This window comes from Vibrio scophthalmi (assembly GCF_040869025.1).
GTDB classification, from domain to species: Bacteria; Pseudomonadota; Gammaproteobacteria; order Enterobacterales; family Vibrionaceae; genus Vibrio; species Vibrio scophthalmi.
The window spans coordinates 321,976-341,180 of the sequence record NZ_CP134271.1; the positions used below are offsets into that span (position 1 = coordinate 321,976).

Genomic DNA, 19,205 nt, shown 5'->3' on the forward strand with positions numbered 1-19,205 from the left:
CAAAGGTGCTGTTACTATATCCATATCAACATTTACAACCTAAGTAGTGGTATTCATTTTGACTCTACAAGACATTCTCGCCCTTCCTGAACTGCAAGAAAAATTGATTAATCAGGCCAAAACTCAAGGTTTTGTTACGGCAATGGCGGCTGCACCGCATACGCTTGATCCGCATGAGTGGCTCCCGTTTCTATGGGGCGGTGAAGAAGTTGCACCATTTAGCGACGGTGAGCTGTTAGAGAGTTATATTGAACATGTGATCGCGCTATGGAATAACTATCGTCCAGCATTGTTAAACAATCAATGGCAGTGGCCTGAAGGCTGCGTATTAGACGAAGAAGAGATCGTAACAGAAGCAACGCGCGATTTCTGCGAAGGCTTCCTACAAGGCTGGCAATTATCGCGCGATGATTGGGAGTCAATCATGCCTGAAGATAGCCCAGAAAACGCCCTACTCGGTGGTGTATTGCTGTCGCTAAGCATGCTGTACGATCCAGAAACGTCACTCGCAACGATTGCTGAACAAGGCATCGAAGGTCTGGAGCAGTTTGAAGAGATCTTCAACGCGACCCCAACCATGCTTTCTGGCTTAACGATGCGTGGAATGCAATTGGTTGAAGCAGACCAGTAATCCGCACATGTGGCGCTGATTCAAGATGAGAAAGGCTTCCGATTGGAAGCCTTTTTAACGCCAGAGGTTTCTTTTCGGTAAAAACATCATTTCATCACTAAAGTCAGCGGATAGCACGGCCTAAAGGTTCGACCAATTGATCTGCTCAATACGCTCATCGGCGATGTAAAACAGCTTAGTCCCAGGACGTATCTCAACATCCAGATCAGGATTGAGCGCCATGCCTTGCTCGCCCTCCAATGCGATCAAGGTTGCCTTGTACTGCTTTTTCAAAAAGAGAAACACCGCTTCGACCTCCACTGCTGCGGCCTCTTGTGGGTAATAAGTTGAGTACTGGGTCATCCCCCGCGTAGAAGCAAGTAACTCTTGATGCAATGCACTTGATCCGGGATCCACCGCCGCTTTCGCTAGCATCTCAGCACCAACGGCTGGAATGCACTCTGCATTTGGGCAATGCTGGCTCAGTAGCGAGCTGAGGGCTTCGTCTTTGAAATAAGCGACAAGATGGGAGCTAGAATTAACATTGGCACAATAGAGCGATGCTGAGAGCGTTATGTCATCTTCAAGATTATCGACTACGATGCAGCTTGCCTGTTCGATATTCGCATTTTTCATTTCTTGGCTATCGGTGTAACTGCTGACTTTGATAAAACCGATCTCGCCCGGTAATGGGTTCTCAATTTCAGAACGTGTACACAGCACAATGGGCCTGTTGCCCTCTTCTTCATGCTGCAGCATGCGGATTAAATGCAAGGTACGTTGGCCATTCCAGCCCAATAATAAAATATGATTGTGTGTATTCACTTTTCGTTTCCCTAATACGCCAGCTCGCCAATAGTCGACAAGATTTGAACCAATACGCCCCAATATTGAAGCGAACAGTGCTAATCCACCTGGAATGATAAATAGCACCACCACCCATTTACCCATGTCGGTTACGGGTGAATGATCGCCATAGCCAACCGTACTCGCAGTAACCATTAAGTAATAAATAAAGTTGGAGAAATTATCGGTAAGATCGGGCTCTCCCGCAGCAGTCAGCAACACCCACGAAAGAATGACATAAAGCAGTGTAAGGATGGCTAAGTTTCGCGTACTCAAATCAAACAAGGTGGAGCGCAGTTTGCGCCGTAAGTAGAACCAGATCGCCATACCATTTCCTTGTCTTAGCTTTGTTCAATTGATAACTCTACTTATTGTATGCAGAACTAACGCGACTTTTCGAGTTTGCTTGGCATCAAAAATAGATTGTTGAGAAGTGTAAGACAAAAATGACGTACTTGGTGAAGTGGCTAAAATCCTTTGTTGTATTTAATTTAGGGAGCAAACCTCAGGCGTAAAAAAGCCAGCACGAGGCTGGCTAATAGGTAATTTTGGCTTAAACCAATCGTAGCTTATGCGTTGCCTTTTACTTGCAAGTTAAGCTGTTCAGCAAAATCTAACATACGGTTTAATGGGATCAGCGATTTTACGCGCAATGCCTCATCAACAAAGATTTCATGCTGCTCGCCGCCTTCACTCAACGCTTGCTCAATCGCAAACAAACCATTCATCGCCATCCAAGGGCAATGTGCACAGCTACGACACGTCGCACCTGCACCTGCTGTTGGTGCTTCGATCAGTTCTTTTTCCGGCACTAACTGCTGCATCTTGAAGAAGATGCCTTTATCAGTCGCGACAATCATTTTTTGCTGTGGCAGCTCTTTTGCCGCTTTGATCAATTGGCTAGTTGAGCCAACAGCATCTGCTAATTCAACCACACTTGCTGGTGATTCAGGGTGAACAAGAATCGCGGCATCAGGATAAACGCTCTTCATCTTACGCAGTGCGTCAGCAGAGAACTCATCGTGAACCACACACTCGCCCTGCCACAACAGCATTTCTGCGCCAGTTTTGTTGGCAATGTATGAACCTAAATGGCGGTCTGGGCCCCAAATGATAGGCTTATCTTCGCTATCTAGGTGCTCAACGATTTCAAGTGCAATACTGGAGGTTACCACCCAATCTGCGCGAGCTTTTACTGCCGCAGAGGTGTTCGCGTAAACCACAACCGTATGGTCAGGGTGCGCGTCACAAAATTCAGAGAACTTGTCTGCAGGACAACCAAGATCCAATGAACATTCTGCGTCAAGTGTTGGCATTAGAATGCGTTTTTCTGGTGTAAGGATTTTGGCGGATTCACCCATAAAGCGCACACCGGCAATTATTAGGGTGCTGGCAGGATGACGGTTGCCAAACTTAGCCATTTCCAGTGAGTCACCAACAAAACCTCCCGTTTCTTCCGCTAATGCCTGAATCTCAGGATCCGTGTAATAGTGGGCAATCAGCACGGCATCTTTATCAATCAGCAGTTGCTTGATATTGGCAATATGGGCTTGCTTTTGCTCAGCCGTCAATGGCTTTGGCTTAGGAGGAAAAGGGTAAACAGTATCGATTTTATCTAGAATGTGACTCATTGCTTTGCTCTACGCAACTTCCGTTAGTTCGAACATTGTAACTCCGATCGACATCAAGAATCAAAGCTGTTTGGCGCTAAAAGAGGGATAAAAAAAAGGCGCATAAGCGCCTTTTTTCGTCAATTAGCCTTTAGTTGAGCTTTTGCTGCGCAACTTTTGCAGAAGCACTATCTGGGTATTCAGTCACCACTTGTTGATAGTATTTCTTTGCTTGCTCAACGTTATTATTGCGCTCAGCAATATCACCTAACTTCACTAGCGCATCAGCGCGCTTATTCGAATCTTTATAAGCGATCACTGCAGCAAAGCTTTTCACCGCTTCTTTATCTTGCTTCTTAGCAAAATAAAGTTGGCCGAGCCAATAATGTGAATTAGGGGTAAACGTTGAATCTGGGAAATCTTTTTGGAATTGAACAAAAGCGCTTATCGCACCGGAATAGTCACGCTGCTTAAGAATCAAATCGACTGCATTTTGATAGGCGGTTTGTTCATCAACATTACTGCTGTATGTGCCTTTCGACTCAACAGGTTCTGTTGTTGTCACATCAGCGACGATCACAGGCGCAGCTTTTGCTTCTTGGCGAACTTTATCAAGTTCAACAAACAACTCTTTTTGACGCTGCAACATTTGCTGCATGTCATAGTTGTTCTTTTCAATTTGGCCACGAAGTTCACTCACTTCGAGTGACATCGTGTCCAATTGCTGCTGCATTTGCAGTTGCACTCGGTTACGATTTTCTAGCAAACGTTCTAAACGCTGAATATCCGTTTCGTTGCTAGAGAATGTTCTAGAGCTACTGGTGCTGCCGCCAATATCTGCTACTGGGGCTGGTGCAGCGAACGCTAAGTTCGCTGCACTGGCCAGTAACGTAAGCGAAAAGACATGCTTTAAGTTACTGAACATGAGGTTATCCCCGAATTAGTACACTAGAACTGCGCGGCGGTTCTTAGCGTAAGCTTCGTCAGATTGACCTAGTACTAGAGGCTTCTCTTCACCGTAGCTAACGATAGCGATTTGGTCAGCATTTACGCCTAGTGCTTGAAGGTACATAGATACCGCTTGAGCACGACGCTCGCCTAGCGCGATGTTGTACTCAGGAGTACCGCGCTCATCTGCGTGGCCTTCAACGGTTACTTTAAGCGCTGGGTTAGAGCTTAGGTAAGCAGCGTGTAGTGCTAGAACTTTCTCGTAGTCGCTTGCGATAGTTGCGTTATCGAATGCGAAGTAGATAGTTGAAGCTTGCATTACTTGATCTTTTAGTTCTTGCTCAGATAGTTGGCCATTCTGATCGATTGGCGTTACTACTGTTGTAGAAGAACCGTTGTTCGTTTCTGAGCCAGACGCGTTTGCAGCATCATCGCTCGAGCTACATGCTGTCATTGCTAGAACAGGTAGTGCAATGAGTAACCCTTTAAGAACTTTGTTAAGTTGCATTGTTATGTTTTCCTTACTTTTAAATACTTATTTGCTACAAAAACGGTGACCACGCAGGTGCACGGACTCGTCCGTTTGTTGCGGGTAATCGAGCTTTAAAACGCCCATCTATAGAAACCATCGATAAGACGTTGGTTTTGTTATAAATCGAACTATAGATAACCATTCCACCATTTGGGGCAATACTCGGCGACTCGTCTAACAATGTTTTGGTTAAAACCTGCACCGCACCAGTCTCAAGATCTTGTTTGGCAAGATTAAAACCAGTATTGCTGCGATTCACCATTACGAGAAAGCGTCCATCTGGGGTAATTTGACCACCCAAGTTTTGACTGCCCTGCCATGTTATGCGGCTAGTATCTCCGCCAGCCAAATTTACTTGATAAATCTGAGGTTTACCACCCCGATCAGAAGTGAATATCAAGGATTTCCCATCTGGGTGCCAAAATGGTTCTGTATTATTTGATCTACCACGCGTTATTTGTGTGAGCTTACGCGTCTTTATATCCATCGTATAAACCTGCAAGCTGCCGGTTTTTGATAATACCAAGGCTAATGTCTTACCGTCTGGAGAGAACTTAGGTGCCCCGTTGTGACGAGGGTATGACGTAAGTTTCTCACGTTCACCGGTGTAGATATCCATCATGTAGATTTCAGCTTGACCGTTCTGGAAGCTAACGTATGCAAGCTTTTTACCATCTGGTGACCAAGACGGTGACATCAATGGCTGTTTTGAGCGCAACACCAAACGTTCGTTGTAACCGTCATAATCTGCGACGCGTAATTGATACGGGTAGGATTCTTTGTCATTAACGACGACATATGCGATGCGGGTCAAAAATGCACCGCGCTCACCCGTTAATTGTTCGTAAACCAAATCAGAGATTCGGTGTGCGTATTCACGCAAACGGCTCTCAGGTACCGTGGCACGTTTGTTAAACAAAACGTGATCCTTAGACAGTACTAACTCGCCATCTTCACCCAACGCTTTGCTTTGACCTTGCGTTAACTGGCCACGCACAACATCGACCAATTGGTAATTAATCACATAATCACCTTTGGCATCTTGTGTGATAGATCCCGTTAGCAATGAGTCAACCCCCAGACGTGTCCAGGCGTCAAAGTTGACTTCGCTTTCGTTATAAGGGGTTTGTGGCATTTTACTGGTCGGCACTGGGCTAAATTTACCACTGCGTTGCAAGTCAGAAGCAATCACCGCTGACACATCTTGTGGTAGAGGCTTAGCGCCTTCCCATTTGAATGGCACGATAGCTATCGGGCGGGCCGAATCAATACCATCTGTGATGACCAGTTCAAGAGCCGCATTGGCAAATTGAACCGAGCTCGCAATCACGAGCGAGAATCCTATTATCAGTCGCTTTAACACAAGCTAATCCTTTATTTAAAGTTCAACGGTTAAATTGATGTTTTTCAGTTTGTTGACTAGATCCGCATCTGTCGGCAGTGGGAAGCTTGGCACTTGAGCTACCGCACGTTTCGTTGCTGAGCAAACTCGGCTATCACCATCAAGGATACTAAAGTTTCCGACAATAGCCCCCGCTCCGGTAGGAATAAGGCGCAAGTTAACTCGACAAGACTTTCCCCGGAAGTAGTCCTCCACGAGCAAATTTTGCTTAATCAGTTGTGTGTAGATCGCGGCATAGCGCGAAATTTCACTATCAACAAATTGATTGCGCGCCGCGCTATTTTGTTCCGTTTCTGATTCCAAGCCAGCAAAAATATCGTTCATCGCAGCTTCTTGCTCTTTGCGTTCTCGCTCCAAGCGCTCTAAACGTTGCTTTTCTTTACGTGCCTTTTCTGCCGCTTCTTTTGCCGCTTTCTCTTTTGCTATGCGTTCTTTTTCAGCCTTAGCGGCGGCCTCTTGCGCCGCTTTTGCTGCTTTTTCTTTTTCGATGCGTTGCTGCTCTGCTTTCGCTGCAGCCGCTTCTTTTTCAATACGTTGTTGCTCAGCTTTGGCTACCGCAGCCTCTTTCTCTAAGCGCTGCTTTTCCGCTACACGTATTGCATCTTCTTTCTTTTTACGCTCTTGCTCAAGTTTGACTGCGCGTTCTTTTTCTTTACGAACACGCTCTTCTTCAACTTTGCGTTCTTGCTCTTTTTGCTTACGTAGTTTTTCCGCATCACGCGCCGCTTTCGCTTCTTTGACTTGTTGCTCTTTCAGTTTACGAATGCGTTCTTCTTCCGCTTTGCGGTTCTTCTCAAGCTGCTCACTTTCACGACGTAGTTTATCAAGGCGATCTTGCTCTTTGCGCGACGCCTCTTCTCGCTGCTCGCGAATTTGTTGTGCTTGTTTACGCACTAAGGCTGGGTCAATCACAACCGCTTCCACCATTCGACCGACAGGTTCAGGTTTCGACATCGTAAAATCCGCGCCCCAAAGCAACGCAGCAAGTAAGACTGCGTGTAAGGCAAACGAAATAACCATTGGTTTGCCAAGTTTATTTTTATTGGGCTTTTTGTCTTTCATGGAGTGATTGAACTTATTCCTTGATGTCCGTTAGCAGACCCACTTTCGGGATCCCTGCTCGGCCCAACTCATCTAAAACCAATACAATCTCCGCATAAGGCGTAGCTGCATCCCCACCCACCGCAACCGGTGAGTTAGGTTTGATACTAAGCTCAGCTTTCACTCGCACGATCAAATCTTGCAGTGAAATACCCCGCATCACCTCTTCATCATTGACGCTTAATCCGAGATTACCATCACGGTCCACTTCAACAATAATAAAGCTGATGTTCGGATCTTCCGCCATTTCTTGCATCGATTCTGCCGCCGCCGTTTTTGGCAGCTCAACTTCAACACCTTGTGTTACAAAGGGTGAGGTCACCATGAAAATGATCAGCAACACCAACATGACATCGATATACGGCACCACGTTGATTTCACATGTCATTTTACGCTTTTTAGGTTGATAACCCGCCATGCGTTACTCCCTGCCAGCCATCGCTTGACGGTGCAAAATGCTGTGAAACTCTTCTGAGAACGTCGCGTAGTTATGCTCAAGTTTTGACACTTTGTTGCTTAAGCGGTTGTATGCCATTACGGCCGGAATTGCGGCAAATAGACCCATTGCCGTTGCCACCAAGGCTTCTGCGATACCCGGCGCAACCATTGCCAGGGTCGCTTGCTTCACTTCACCCAACGCGATGAACGCATGCATGATGCCCCATACCGTACCAAACAAACCAATATATGGGCTGATAGAGCCGACTGTTGCTAGGAAAGGCAGATTAGTTTCCAGATCATCTACTTCACGGGCGACCGCCACGCGCATTGCTCGGCCTGTGCCTTCCATGATGTAATCTGGAGAATTTGCATTGGATTTACGTAGACGTGCAAATTCAGTAAAGCCGGCATAGAAAATTTCTTCGGTACCCGTGAGTTCATCTTTTCTCTTGTTTACCGCTTGATAAATAATTGAAAGATCGGTGCCAGACCAAAACTTATCTTCAAAGGCTTCTGTCTCTTTGGTTGCTTGAGAAAGCACTTTGCTGCGCTTAATGATCATCGCCCATGAGGCAATCGACATACCAAGTAGGATCAGCATGACCATTTTTACCAGCAAGCTGGCTTGCAAAAACAGGTCAAGAATTGAAATATCAGCGGTCACTTCGAGAAAACTCCATATAAATTGCTTGAGGAATCGCAGTCGGTCGCATCCTCTGATTATCGATACATGCTACCTTAACCATTGCTCTACACAATGTTTTACTATCAGGATTGACGATCTCCTGACAGAAGGTCAAAGAGGCCTTCTTGAGTTCAGCGATTGTCGTTCTCACTACGAGCTGATCATCAAGGCGCGCCCCTTGTAAAAAGTCTATGTCCATATGTCGGACTACAAAACCAATGTTTTGTTCCAACAATGCATGTTGTGATACGCCAACACTGCGAAGCATCTCCGTTCGTGCGCGCTCAAAATATTTTAGATAGTTTGAATGATAAACCACGCCACCGGCGTCGGTATCTTCATAATAAACGGTCACTGGCCATTCAAAGCCATGAGGGGCTGCTTCCACGGTAACACTCTAAAATTTGTACACTTAACGACTACTATACCCCATCTGTGCTGCGGATGTGCACTGGCGAATCGACGATTTAAGAACTTAGACAAAAAAATAGCGCCAACTTATCAAAAGTGGCGCTATTTAAATGATTTTCTGATGATTTTTCAGGCTAATCTATTACGAAACGTAAATAATCGTTAGGTAAATCAGGATCGACAAACTGAAGTATGGGCTAAACAGAATTTGCCAATACCAGTTGTGTGGTTTGAATGACAAACCAAACACCATGCTTGAGCAAATCGCCCATATCATCAGCGGTGAAATGACTGCATTAAAGCCGCCAATCGCCTCTGAATACGCATGAGGATCCCACATCACCATCGCAACATGGAAAAAACCTAAAACCAGAGATAAGACCCTTAATAGGGTCTTATCCAAAGGGGCATGTATTTTTGCCACCTTTTCAGCGAGATCACTCACTGTCTTTATCCATCATTTCTGAATGCTCTAACCAAAGAGCGTTGATGATACCGAATGCGCAAGCAAGTAGTACACCTAGAATCCATGCGAAATACCACATAGTGATTGCTCCTTAGTAAAGTGAGTTTTTGTTTTCTTCAATGAACTTGCTATCCAAGCGGCCGAACATTTTGTAGTACGTCCACGTGGTGTAGCCAAGAATGATTGGTACCATTACAAATGCAACACCAGTCATTAGGTTCAAAGTCAGTTCAGATGAAGTCGCATCCCACATTGTCAAGCTGTGGCTTGGTACGCGGCTTGATGGCATCACGAATGGGAACATTGATAGACCCGCGGTGAAGATGATGCCAGCGTTACCTAGACTTGAGAATAGGAACGCAAAACCACCTTTTTCAAAGCGAGAAGCAACCACAGCTAGCAATGGCATAGCAACACCTAGGATAGGAGCCGCCCACATTGCTGGGTAAGCCTCAAAGTTATTCATCCATGCACCCGCTTCACGAACCACTTCTTTCGTTAGTGGATTCGATGCAGCACCAGTGTCAATCACAGATTTAATAACGTAGCCTTCCATATCTTGGATGAAGAAGCCTGCAGTCACAAACGTCGCAACCGTTAGAAGACCCATGATTTGCGCTACATTACGTGCACGAACATGAACATCATCGGTTGTTTTCATTTGAAGCCAAGCTGCGCCTTGCATCAAAATCATGAACAAGCTAACAAAACCACACAGTAGTGCAAATCCGTTCAATAGACCGAAGAAGTTGCCATGATACGTCGGCATCATGAAATCACTCAGTTCAAACGGAACACCTTGCAGTAAGTTACCAAACGCAACACCGAAGATGATTGGTGGAACGAAGCCACTGATTGAGATACAGATATCCCAAGTGCTACGCCATTTTTTGTCTTCAATTTTTGAACGGTAATCCAGACCAATTGGACGTAGCCAAAGCGCTGCAAGTGTTAGGATCATCGCTAGGTAGAAACCAGAGAACGACGTTGCGTACACTAGTGGCCATGCCGCGAACAATGCACCACCGGCAGTGATAAGCCAAACTTGGTTACCATCCCAGTGTGGTGCGATCGAGTTGATCATCACACGACGTTCACTGTCGTTCTTACCGATAATAGGTACAAGCGCGCCCACACCCATATCGAAGCCATCCGTAATCGCGAAACCAACCAGCAGCACACCGATCAGTACCCACCAGATGAATCGCAAGATTTCGTAATCAAACATATTCTTTCTCCTTACGCTTCTACTTGGCGACTAACTTTGTCTTCAACAGAGTCAGCGTTTTGCTCGAAGTGATAACGGCCTGTTTTCAGGCTGCTCGGTCCTTTACGTGCGAACTTAACCATTAGGTAAACTTCAGCAATCAAGAACACTGTGTAAAGCGCTAGAATTGCGAATAGCGAAGTCCAGATCTCAGCGGCAGTCAAAGCAGATGCGGCAACGTGAACTGGTAGAATCTCACCTACTGCCCATGGTTGACGACCGTATTCAGCGACAAACCAGCCCGCTTCAATTGCGATCCATGGTAGTGGAATACTGAATAGTGCAGCTTTAAGAACCCACGGTTTTTGCTCAATCTTCTGACGGCAAGTTTGTAGGAATGCAGCACCAAAGACGAACAGCATGATGAAGCCACATGCCACCATGATACGGAATGACCAGAATAGTGGCCAAACAGTAGGGATTGAATCGTCCGCTGCCGCTTGAATTTGCTCTTCGCTTGCATCTGTCACTTTGTCAGTGTAACGCTTAAGCAGTAAGCCGTAACCAAGGTCACCTTTCACTTCATCGAAAGCGGCCATGTTTGCTTCAGATTTATCACCTGCGCGCAGTTTTTCTAGCAATTCGTAAGCGTACATACCGGTACGGATACGGTCGACGTGATCATCACGAAGATCGTGCAGACCCGTCACTTGCTCATCGAAAGAACGCGTAGCGATAATACCCATTACGTATGGGATCTTAATCGCGTAGTCGGTTTCCATCGTTTCTTGATTTGGCAGACCAAATAGCGTGAACGCTGCTGGTGCTGGCTCTGTATGCCATTCTGCTTCAACCGCTGCGAGTTTCACTTTTTGAACTTCGCCTAGCTCGTAACCAGATTCATCACCCAGTACGATTGTTGAAAGAATTGCAGCCATACCGAACGAAGCCGCAATCGCAAATGAGCGACGTGCAAAGGCGATATCACGACCTTTAATTAGGTAGTAAGAGCTGATACCAAGAACAAACATCGCACCACATGTGTAACCAGAAGCTACCGTGTGAACGAATTTAACTTGAGCAACTGGGTTTAATACCACATCAGCAAAGCTCACCATTTCCATACGCATGGTTTCGAAGTTAAATTCTGCGCCAACTGGGTTTTGCATCCAGCCGTTCGCAATTAGAATCCAAAGTGCTGAGAAGTTTGAACCAAGTGCAACTAACCACGTCACCACTAAGTGCTGGCGTTTTGTCAGTCGATCCCAACCAAAGAAGAATAAACCTACAAAAGTGGATTCTAAGAAGAAAGCAACGAGGGCTTCAATGGCCAGTGGTGCACCGAAAATGTCACCTACATAGTGGGAATAGTAAGACCAGTTCGTACCAAACTGGAATTCCATGGTTAGGCCTGTAGCCACACCAAGGGCGAAGTTAATACCAAAAAGCTTACCCCAGAACTTAGTCATGTCCTTATAGATTTGCTTATCGGTCATTACGTACAGTGATTCCATGATGGCAAGCAGAAATGCCATACCTAGGGTCAGTGGTACGAATAGGAAGTGATACATCGCAGTTAAAGCAAACTGCAACCGCGATAGATCAACTATGTCAATCATGGTAACTCCTATGTGTCGGCTGAAAGACACGCTCTACATTAATTGCTTTGGCACCTCAATAGTTGAACAAACTCGAGAGTTGTTTATAAAACATCACTGTTGTTACAAACATGTGCCGCAATGGTTAGTTAATTGTTAAGCATCAGCTAATATAGCTATCGCTAATATTACTGTGAAAAGACCAATGTTTCAAAAGGTTTATGGCAAAGGTTCGCTTTGATCTGTATCAAGATTAAATTTGCATTTTCGAACAGAAATGCATCAATTTGATCCAAATCAAGAGTTTAGCAACTATACGAGTGGAAGATGGCAAAAATGCGAAGTTAAACCAAAGACGATCAACATCAATCGTTAACAACCCATCATTTTCAGCTACTTAGAGAGTATTAGGTAAGATTTACTAAATGTGACCTATGCCACAAAGCGCCATTTTGGAGAAGAAAACCAAAACAAACTCACTCAAGTATTCACAATTTATTGTATTTTTTTACGAACACTTGAGTGGATGCGATCAAATCGGTAATCAAAGTTTACTTATCGATTCCGAAGTGTAAGTAAGCGCGATCGGTGGCAATTCGTCCACGCGGGGTACGTTGGAGGTAACCTTGCTGGATAAGATAAGGCTCTAGTACATCTTCGATGGTGTCTTTTTCCTCACCAATCGCAGCTGCCATATTGTCCAAACCCACTGGGCCACCACCAAATTTTTCCATAATCGCCAACAATAGCTTTCTATCCATGTAGTCAAAGCCTTGTGCGTCGACGTCGAGCATATTGAGTGCTTTGTCTGCGATGTCAGGGCTAATATGACCGTCCCCTTTCACTTCAGCATAATCCCGTACACGACGTAGTAAGCGGTTGGCAATCCGCGGTGTGCCGCGAGCACGGCGTGCAACTTCAAGTGCACCTTCCGATTCCATCGACAAGCCTAAGCAATCGGCACTGCGTTGAACGATGTGCTGTAGATCCGGTACTTGGTAATACTCTAGTCGCTGCGTAATACCAAAACGGTCACGTAATGGGGAGGTCAGTGAGCCAGCACGCGTAGTGGCACCAATTAAGGTAAAAGGCGGTAAATCAATTTTGATTGAGCGCGCGGCCGGGCCTTCACCAATCATGATGTCTAACTGGTAATCTTCCATCGCCGGATAAAGGACCTCTTCAACCATTGGGCTGAGGCGGTGGATTTCGTCGATGAACAGCACGTCATTTTCTTCAAGGTTGGTCAATAAGGCCGCCAAATCACCCGCTTTTTCCAACACAGGGCCAGAAGTGGTACGAATATTTACGCCCATTTCATTCGCGACAATGTTAGCCAAGGTGGTTTTTCCCAAACCCGGAGGACCAAAAATCAGTAGATGGTCGAGTGGCTCATTGCGTAATCTTGCCGCTTGAATGAAGATCTCCATCTGGTCACGGACATGATCTTGACCACGATAGTCATCCAATTTTTTCGGACGGATCGCACGGTCAATAACGTCTTCATCACGAAAAATCGGGCTATCGGGTGCAATTAAACGGTCTGCTTCAATCATGAATTATCCCCGTTACACCATCGATTTTAGAGCATCTTTGATCAGCTCTTCACAGGTCATGCCTGGCTTCATCACTTGAGAAACTACTTTAGATGCTTGTACTGGTTTATAGCCTAATGAAAGTAATGCGCTCACCGCTTCTTCTTCCGCGTTGCTTTGAGACGAGCCGGTACTGTTATCCAACGGTGCTGCGTCGGTAAATGGGGTAAACAAGTCACCCGCACTCCAGCCTTTAAGGCGATCTTTCATTTCAACCACTAGGCGCTCTGCCGTCTTCTTGCCGACACCCGGCAATTTAACCAAGGTCGAAATATCTTCACGCTCGACACTGGCAACAAACTGAGTGGCCGTCATACCTGAAAGAATGCCTAAACCAAGCTTTGGCCCTACGCCGTTAGCTTTAATAACTTCGCGGAACAACGCTCGCTCCTTCACGGTATTAAAACCATACAGTAACTGCGCATCCTCACGCACCACAAAATGCGTATAGATAATCGCTTCTTCACCGATGTTGGGTAACTCGTAAAAACAACTCATTGGCATTTGTACTTCATAGCCAATGCCATTGACTTCAATCAGGAGTTCAGGAGGTTGCTTTTCCAGCAGAATGCCGCGGAGACGTCCAATCACGGTAGGTACCTAGTGTAATAAAGTTTGGTTTGATAATAATAAATAACTGGATGGATAGCCAGTAAAAACTAGTTATCGAGCAAGGTTCAAAATGCGCTTAACGGTAACGACCCCGTCGGGCACTGGTTGCTTTGCCCGCTAAGGCGACTAAGGTTTTATTGGTATTGGCATGACAAATTGCGACACCCAAAGCATCCGCCGCATCCGCTTGTGGGCAGGCAGGCAATTTGAGCATCTGCTTCACCATGTGTTGCACTTGTTGTTTATCCGCGCCACCGGTGCCCGTCACGGCTTGTTTAATTAGCCTTGCTGCGTATTCATACACAGGTAAATCCGCGTTAACGGCAGCCACAATCGCGCTACCGCGGGCTTGTCCTAACTTTAACGCTGAATCGGCATTTTTCGCCATAAACACTTGTTCAATCGCGAATACATCCGGCTGAAACTGAGTAATGATTTCCGTCACGCCAGCGTAAATTTGTTTAAGTCGGCCGGGCAACTCTTTTTCTGAAGTACGGATACAGCCACTGCCCAAATATTGCAGATGACGCCCCTGCTGCCGAATCACACCGTAGCCGGTAATGCGTGAACCTGGGTCAATCCCCAAGATAATAGACATACTAAAACCTAATCAATGCCTTACTTTGGCGCTTAGTGTATAGCAGGCATCACAGATTGGCGAGCCTAACCCACGGTAAGTATGGCACGTGCTGACAATCCTGACTCGAGGGTAATTTCGAATGCCTGGATCGGCTGTTGATTGAGCTTTTCTCCGGTCCAAAAGTCATGCCAATCAACAGGATGATCAGCCGCTAAGGTCACCTCTCGTGCCGGTTGTTGGTAATTGAACAAACAATGAAGATCGTTGTTCGCGGTTAAGGCTAATGAACCATGTTGAAGGTTTAGCGTAGAAAACCGGACCGCCTCTTGGTTGTGTTGCAGGCGAATAATCAATTTATCGATGCTTTGCTTAGCAAATGCGGTCATCTCATCCAGCGGGTCGCCCAACATCAATACGCCCGCACACGCAAGATGAACCGTGCGATGAAAATCGTAATATTTACGCTCAGTACCTTGATTCGGTAATGAAATAAGCACCAGGCTATCTGGATCAACTTGCCACAAACGGCGATGTTGCCAACTGCGCAGCAATACCTCCTTGGCATGTTGTTCAAAGCGCCGTTCATCACGGACTACGTCAGCGCCAATCCCCATCACATCAACCATACCTAATGACGGCCAAAGCGGCGCATGATTGGCCATTACAATGGCACTATCAGCAGCATCAGTGATGGCTTGCATCCCCATTCTATAAGCTTCAACCCCAGTCAAACCAGTTTGCGATCGCTGAGCTTTAATTGCGCCCCAGTAACAAGCGTCGAGTTTGAAAAGTTCAATTCCCCACTCTACCCGCATATAACGAACGACTTCCCCAATGTGTTCTTGCACATCAGGATTGGTCATATCAAGTATGTACCATGGCGTTGAATGCCATCCGGCATGAGTGATCTCTTCCGCTTTGAGTGGGCGATCTGCTTCGTTCTTCACAAACCAATCAGGGTAATGTTTAAACAACTCGGATTGCTGCTGAGCAATAAAAGGCGCGAGCCAAATTGCTGGCTTTTTACCAGCAGCGCGGATCTGCTTAATCTGCTGTTTGACATCAATGCCACCGAGCTCTGACGGCGTGAGCCAATCACCGATTGCCGCTTGATAACCATCATCAATCAAGACGTACTCGACCGCATTCGACAGGATGGGCAAAGCATTTAAATTCGCTTGAAGTTGGCGATCGTTAACCGCCATATCATAAGCGTGGTGACCGCTCCATCCAATTGGAGCTGCACTGCTGTTCGGTCGGCGTGGCGGATGTTGTACCGCGAGGCGGTCGGCATATTGAGCATAGAGATCCTGTAAGTTGGCCGATTGTAATACCAACACTGATTCCAATTGACTGCTGGTCCAATCTTGCGGATACGTGTTTTCGCCATCAAGAAAGGCACTTAGTTTATGGATACCCTTCATCTCACTAAACTGAAAATAACCCGAGAAACGATGACAAGAAGTGAAACCAAACAAGGTGTAGCCAAGCGAGTCTGAGACGATCACATGATTATAGAATCGTTTCGCTTCTGAACGAGGATAGAGACGGTAGGTCGAACTATTATCTTGGCCCAGTCCAATATCGCGCAAGTCCTCTAACTGACCACAAACTTGGCTGTGCATTTGAAAACCGTCACCATAGAGAATGGCTTGCGGTTCGATATGGTAATCAAGAGAAAACAGCAAATACCGCTCACTGACACGATCATTGGAAAGACCAATGTAAGTAAAGTGGACCTCATGATTGTCGTAAGTCGCCAGAATGTCCTTATTGGCGATATGCAGATCCAGCATTCCATCAATGGTAATTCGCTTCTGCATCTTTCTTCCCTATTACAATCACTGCAACGAAAAACTCAGTATTTGCCAAGCTTGTTTATAAACTGCATTACAACACCGCCAAACCATGAAATCTATGTTGGTTTAGAGCAAGACTGTTAGTCCAATCACGTTTTGCTGTTTATGGTCATTTGGTACTAGATACTTCACCTAATAGAGTGAATGCATTTTAGGCAGACATAAAAAAACCAGCCCGTAGGCTGGTTTTTGCGTTTCGTTATCGCGGATTAACTAATGATTAGTTAACTTCGATTGGACCACCGAATGAAGTTACTGGTGGTACTTTGCCTTTGAACTTCTCAAAATCAACGATACAAGTGTTTGCAGACGTTGCTTGAGCTAGCTCAGAAGAACCGATATCTAGCGTTAGTGTGTTTGGATCGCCGTAGGTGTCGATAGCACCGATCTTCTCACTTAGAGGACCGTACCATGCACCTTCTTCGATACGAATTACACCACGTGGGTAGCTGTCTGTTAGTACAGCACCAGCCATTAGCTGACCACGGTCGTTAAATACGCGTACCAAGTCACCGTCTTTGATGCCTTTTGCTTTAGCATCTAGCGGGTTGATGTAAACCGGCTCACGACCTTGAACGGTGTAAGTAGCACGGAATTCATCAGACTCACACATTTGTGAGTGCAAACGCTTGTCTGGGTGACAAGATTGCAGCCAGTACGGGTGTTTGTCTGAACCTGGGCCACCGTGTGAACGTTCTGTCTTTTCAAACCACATTGGGTGTTCTTGGCAGTGTTCGTAACCGTAACGACCGATCTTACGAGAAGTGATCTCGATAAAGCCTGACGGCGTACCTAGTGGGTTGATCTCAGGATCTTGGCGGAAATCCGCGTGACGAACCCAAGGTTTACCAACACCAAAGTCTAGAACACTCTGTTCCCAGAACTCAGCAAATTCTGGCATTTCAAACTTACCAGCGTTCGCTGCTTTACAATCGTTGTATAGGCTTTGAATCCATTCCATCTCGCTCATGCCACGAGTGTACTCGTCGCGACGACCAAAGCGTTGAGTTAGCTCACTCATGATTTGGAAGTCTGTCTTAGATTGGAATAGTGGATCCACTAGACGGTGCATCGCAACCAAACCTTTGTTTGAGTACGAACCGTATACGTCGATATCGTTACGTTCCCACTGAGTACATGCTGGAAGCACGATATCAGAGAAACGACAAGTCGCCGTCCACGCAAATTCAATCGTTACTACCGTTTGAAGCTTCATAAATGCTTTCTTCATACGGTTGCGGTCTTGGTGATGGTGCCATGGGTTACAACCCGAGATCACCATCATCTTGAAGTCTGGAAGCTTCACTTTACCGCCGTTGTAACGGATCTCTTTACCTGGTTCAAGTAGACAGTCGATCCAACGCGCAACAGGGATTGTGCGGCTGTAACCGTTAAAGTCGTTGTTGTCCCATTTTGGCTTCATACCTGTATCTAGGTTACGAGGGAAACCGCCAGGGCCAGCAAAACCAGTTGATGGAACACCGATACTTGAGTAGTGGTGACCGTAAGAGATACCGCCGCCAGGTAGACCGATTTGACCAACCATTGCTGCAACAACTGCTGCAGCCCAGTATGGCTGCTCACCGTGCTCTTGACGTTGAATACACCAACCCATCAGGATCTGTGTACGGCCGTTCACTAGCATGCGAGCAAATTCGCGGATCTTGTCAGCTTTAACGCCACAGATCTCTTCCGCCCACTCAGGAGTCTTAACAACTTTATCTTTGGTTTCGCCTTGAACGTAACCGATGAAGTCTTCAAAACCCAGACAGTAAGTTGCGATGAACTCTTTGTCGTATAGGTTTTCATTATAAAGCACATGAGCTACTGCTAGCATGAACGCTACGTCTGTCATCGGGTTGATGTACAGGTGATCGTTCTCTAGGTAACGCTGAGTTTTGTTCTTCACTGGGTCAACTGAAAGAACGTTGATTTCGCCTTTGGCTACTTTCTCTTTCAGTTGTGCAAGGTATGCAAATGACTCGTGCGTTTCACAGTTCCAACCTACTTGTAGGTTTTTCACTGGATCGTTTGCCCAAAGTACGATGTTGTCTGAGTTCTCAAGAATTTCAGACCAAGAAGTACCTTGTGCGTAAACTTCAGTCGAGCCTAGTACGTAAGGCATGATGGTTTGACCAGCACCCGTTGAGTAGTCGCCTACTTTGGTGATGAAGTTACCATGCATACCTACCGCACGTTGCATGTGCGCAGTACAGTTGTTGAATGAACCGGTTTGGTTCCAACCTGTTTGACCTGCGTGCAAAGCCCAAGGACCGTAGTCTTTTTGAACGCGCTCTAGTTCACGGTAGAACAAGTCTAGTGCTTCATCCCAAGTTACACGGATAAAACGGTTGTTACCGCGAGTTTCAGCGCTGTATTTGTGCTTCTTCAACCAATCTAGACGTACCATTGGGTAACGTACACGTGATGGGCTGTAGATAATACCTTTAATACCGTTCAACATCTCAGTTGGGTTTTTATCTAGTTCAATTGGTTTGATCTCTTGAACTTTACCCGCGTAGATGTGGGCGCGGAACGCGCCCCAGTGAGAACCGGTTACTTTCCAAGTACCCGTAGTCTCAGCAGCACTAGCTGAAGCTGATGCTAACAGGCTAGGACCGATTACTGACGCAGCACTTGTTGTTGCTACGCCCTTAAGAAAACTTCTTCGTGTAATTGCCATTTAAATTACTCCATCCGAC

19 protein-coding genes are annotated in these 19,205 nt (G+C 46.1%); 1 reads left to right on the top strand and 18 read right to left on the bottom strand.

The window, feature by feature from the left end; all coding sequences use genetic code 11:
- Positions 1–58 precede the first annotated feature (58 nt).
- Positions 59–631, top strand: coding sequence for a UPF0149 family protein (locus tag RJD38_RS01355; RefSeq protein WP_009384797.1), 573 nt, complete (start codon positions 59–61; stop codon positions 629–631).
- Between the two features lie 120 nt (positions 632–751).
- Here the strand turns inward: RJD38_RS01355 and RJD38_RS01360 are convergent, their stop codons facing one another.
- The 18 genes from RJD38_RS01360 to torA all read right to left on the bottom strand — a co-directional run bounded on the left by RJD38_RS01360 (position 752) and on the right by torA (position 19,186).
- On the bottom strand, positions 752–1,783 hold the full coding sequence (locus RJD38_RS01360) for a potassium channel family protein (RefSeq protein WP_065545169.1): 1,032 nt from the start codon (positions 1,781–1,783) through the stop codon (positions 752–754).
- Between the two features lie 242 nt (positions 1,784–2,025).
- Positions 2,026–3,087 carry a quinolinate synthase NadA gene (gene nadA / locus RJD38_RS01365; protein ID WP_009384795.1) on the bottom strand — a complete coding sequence of 354 codons (1,062 nt, stop codon included), beginning with the start codon at positions 3,085–3,087 and terminating at the stop codon, positions 2,026–2,028.
- A 130-nt stretch (positions 3,088–3,217) separates the two neighbouring features.
- Positions 3,218–3,991 (bottom strand): tol-pal system protein YbgF, encoded by a 774-nt coding sequence (ybgF, locus tag RJD38_RS01370; RefSeq protein ID WP_065430639.1) that lies wholly within the window; start codon positions 3,989–3,991, stop codon positions 3,218–3,220.
- A gap of 15 nt (positions 3,992–4,006) precedes the next feature.
- Entirely contained in the window at positions 4,007–4,522 is a 516-nt protein-coding gene (pal, locus tag RJD38_RS01375; RefSeq protein WP_005598565.1) for a peptidoglycan-associated lipoprotein Pal, read from the bottom strand.
- 34 nt (positions 4,523–4,556) lie between these two features.
- A complete protein-coding gene (gene tolB, locus RJD38_RS01380; RefSeq protein ID WP_038219138.1) occupies positions 4,557–5,909 on the bottom strand; it encodes a Tol-Pal system beta propeller repeat protein TolB in 1,353 nt (450 codons plus the stop codon).
- A 15-nt stretch (positions 5,910–5,924) separates the two neighbouring features.
- On the bottom strand, positions 5,925–7,010 hold the full coding sequence (gene tolA, locus RJD38_RS01385) for a cell envelope integrity protein TolA (protein ID WP_065545168.1): 1,086 nt from the start codon (positions 7,008–7,010) through the stop codon (positions 5,925–5,927).
- Positions 7,011–7,023: 13 nt separating this feature from the next.
- Positions 7,024–7,467: an ExbD/TolR family protein gene (locus RJD38_RS01390; RefSeq protein ID WP_005598570.1), complete on the bottom strand. Its 444-nt coding sequence runs from the start codon at positions 7,465–7,467 to the stop codon at positions 7,024–7,026.
- Positions 7,468–7,470: 3 nt separating this feature from the next.
- Positions 7,471–8,154, bottom strand: coding sequence for a protein TolQ (tolQ, locus tag RJD38_RS01395; protein WP_065430641.1), 684 nt, complete (start codon positions 8,152–8,154; stop codon positions 7,471–7,473).
- Positions 8,144–8,563 (bottom strand): tol-pal system-associated acyl-CoA thioesterase, encoded by a 420-nt coding sequence (gene ybgC, locus RJD38_RS01400; protein WP_009384792.1) that lies wholly within the window; start codon positions 8,561–8,563, stop codon positions 8,144–8,146. Before ybgC ends, tolQ begins: the two co-directional genes overlap by 11 nt.
- Positions 8,564–8,728: 165 nt before the next feature.
- On the bottom strand, positions 8,729–9,031 hold the full coding sequence (gene ybgE, locus RJD38_RS01405; RefSeq protein ID WP_005598576.1) for a cyd operon protein YbgE: 303 nt from the start codon (positions 9,029–9,031) through the stop codon (positions 8,729–8,731).
- Positions 9,024–9,131, bottom strand: a complete 108-nt coding sequence (gene cydX / locus RJD38_RS01410; protein WP_000270284.1) for a cytochrome bd-I oxidase subunit CydX — start codon at positions 9,129–9,131, stop codon at positions 9,024–9,026. Before cydX ends, ybgE begins: the two co-directional genes overlap by 8 nt.
- Positions 9,132–9,143: 12 nt before the next feature.
- A complete protein-coding gene (gene cydB / locus RJD38_RS01415) occupies positions 9,144–10,280 on the bottom strand; it encodes a cytochrome d ubiquinol oxidase subunit II (protein WP_005598578.1) in 1,137 nt (378 codons plus the stop codon).
- An 11-nt stretch (positions 10,281–10,291) separates the two neighbouring features.
- On the bottom strand, positions 10,292–11,878 hold the full coding sequence (cydA, locus tag RJD38_RS01420; protein ID WP_005598580.1) for a cytochrome ubiquinol oxidase subunit I: 1,587 nt from the start codon (positions 11,876–11,878) through the stop codon (positions 10,292–10,294).
- Between the two features lie 530 nt (positions 11,879–12,408).
- The gene (ruvB, locus tag RJD38_RS01425; RefSeq protein WP_005598581.1) at positions 12,409–13,413 is read right to left on the bottom strand and encodes a Holliday junction branch migration DNA helicase RuvB; all 1,005 of its coding nucleotides are present in this window, start codon (positions 13,411–13,413) and stop codon (positions 12,409–12,411) included.
- Positions 13,414–13,425: 12 nt separating this feature from the next.
- Positions 13,426–14,043 (bottom strand): Holliday junction branch migration protein RuvA, encoded by a 618-nt coding sequence (gene ruvA, locus RJD38_RS01430; RefSeq protein ID WP_005598582.1) that lies wholly within the window; start codon positions 14,041–14,043, stop codon positions 13,426–13,428.
- Positions 14,044–14,140: 97 nt separating this feature from the next.
- Positions 14,141–14,662, bottom strand: coding sequence for a crossover junction endodeoxyribonuclease RuvC (ruvC, locus tag RJD38_RS01435; RefSeq protein ID WP_005598584.1), 522 nt, complete (start codon positions 14,660–14,662; stop codon positions 14,141–14,143).
- Positions 14,663–14,727: 65 nt separating this feature from the next.
- On the bottom strand, positions 14,728–16,467 hold the full coding sequence (locus RJD38_RS01440) for a glycoside hydrolase family 36 protein (RefSeq protein ID WP_065545167.1): 1,740 nt from the start codon (positions 16,465–16,467) through the stop codon (positions 14,728–14,730).
- A 256-nt stretch (positions 16,468–16,723) separates the two neighbouring features.
- A complete protein-coding gene (gene torA / locus RJD38_RS01445; protein WP_005600071.1) occupies positions 16,724–19,186 on the bottom strand; it encodes a trimethylamine-N-oxide reductase TorA in 2,463 nt (820 codons plus the stop codon).
- Positions 19,187–19,205: the final 19 nt, after the last annotated feature.

Coding starts and splice junctions, on each gene's coding strand:
- cydX (WP_000270284.1), bottom strand. CDS start 9,131: ATGTGGTATTTCGCATGGATTCTAGGTGTACTACTTGCTTGCGCATTC.
- ruvB (WP_005598581.1), bottom strand. CDS start 13,413: ATGATTGAAGCAGACCGTTTAATTGCACCCGATAGCCCGATTTTTCGT.
- cydA (WP_005598580.1), bottom strand. CDS start 11,878: ATGATTGACATAGTTGATCTATCGCGGTTGCAGTTTGCTTTAACTGCG.
- nadA (WP_009384795.1), bottom strand. CDS start 3,087: ATGAGTCACATTCTAGATAAAATCGATACTGTTTACCCTTTTCCTCCT.
- RJD38_RS01440 (WP_065545167.1), bottom strand. CDS start 16,467: ATGCAGAAGCGAATTACCATTGATGGAATGCTGGATCTGCATATCGCC.
- RJD38_RS01360 (WP_065545169.1), bottom strand. CDS start 1,783: ATGGCGATCTGGTTCTACTTACGGCGCAAACTGCGCTCCACCTTGTTT.
- pal (WP_005598565.1), bottom strand. CDS start 4,522: ATGCAACTTAACAAAGTTCTTAAAGGGTTACTCATTGCACTACCTGTT.
- tolA (WP_065545168.1), bottom strand. CDS start 7,010: ATGAAAGACAAAAAGCCCAATAAAAATAAACTTGGCAAACCAATGGTT.
- RJD38_RS01390 (WP_005598570.1), bottom strand. CDS start 7,467: ATGGCGGGTTATCAACCTAAAAAGCGTAAAATGACATGTGAAATCAAC.
- torA (WP_005600071.1), bottom strand. CDS start 19,186: ATGGCAATTACACGAAGAAGTTTTCTTAAGGGCGTAGCAACAACAAGT.
- ruvC (WP_005598584.1), bottom strand. CDS start 14,662: ATGTCTATTATCTTGGGGATTGACCCAGGTTCACGCATTACCGGCTAC.
- cydB (WP_005598578.1), bottom strand. CDS start 10,280: ATGTTTGATTACGAAATCTTGCGATTCATCTGGTGGGTACTGATCGGT.
- ybgF (WP_065430639.1), bottom strand. CDS start 3,991: ATGTTCAGTAACTTAAAGCATGTCTTTTCGCTTACGTTACTGGCCAGT.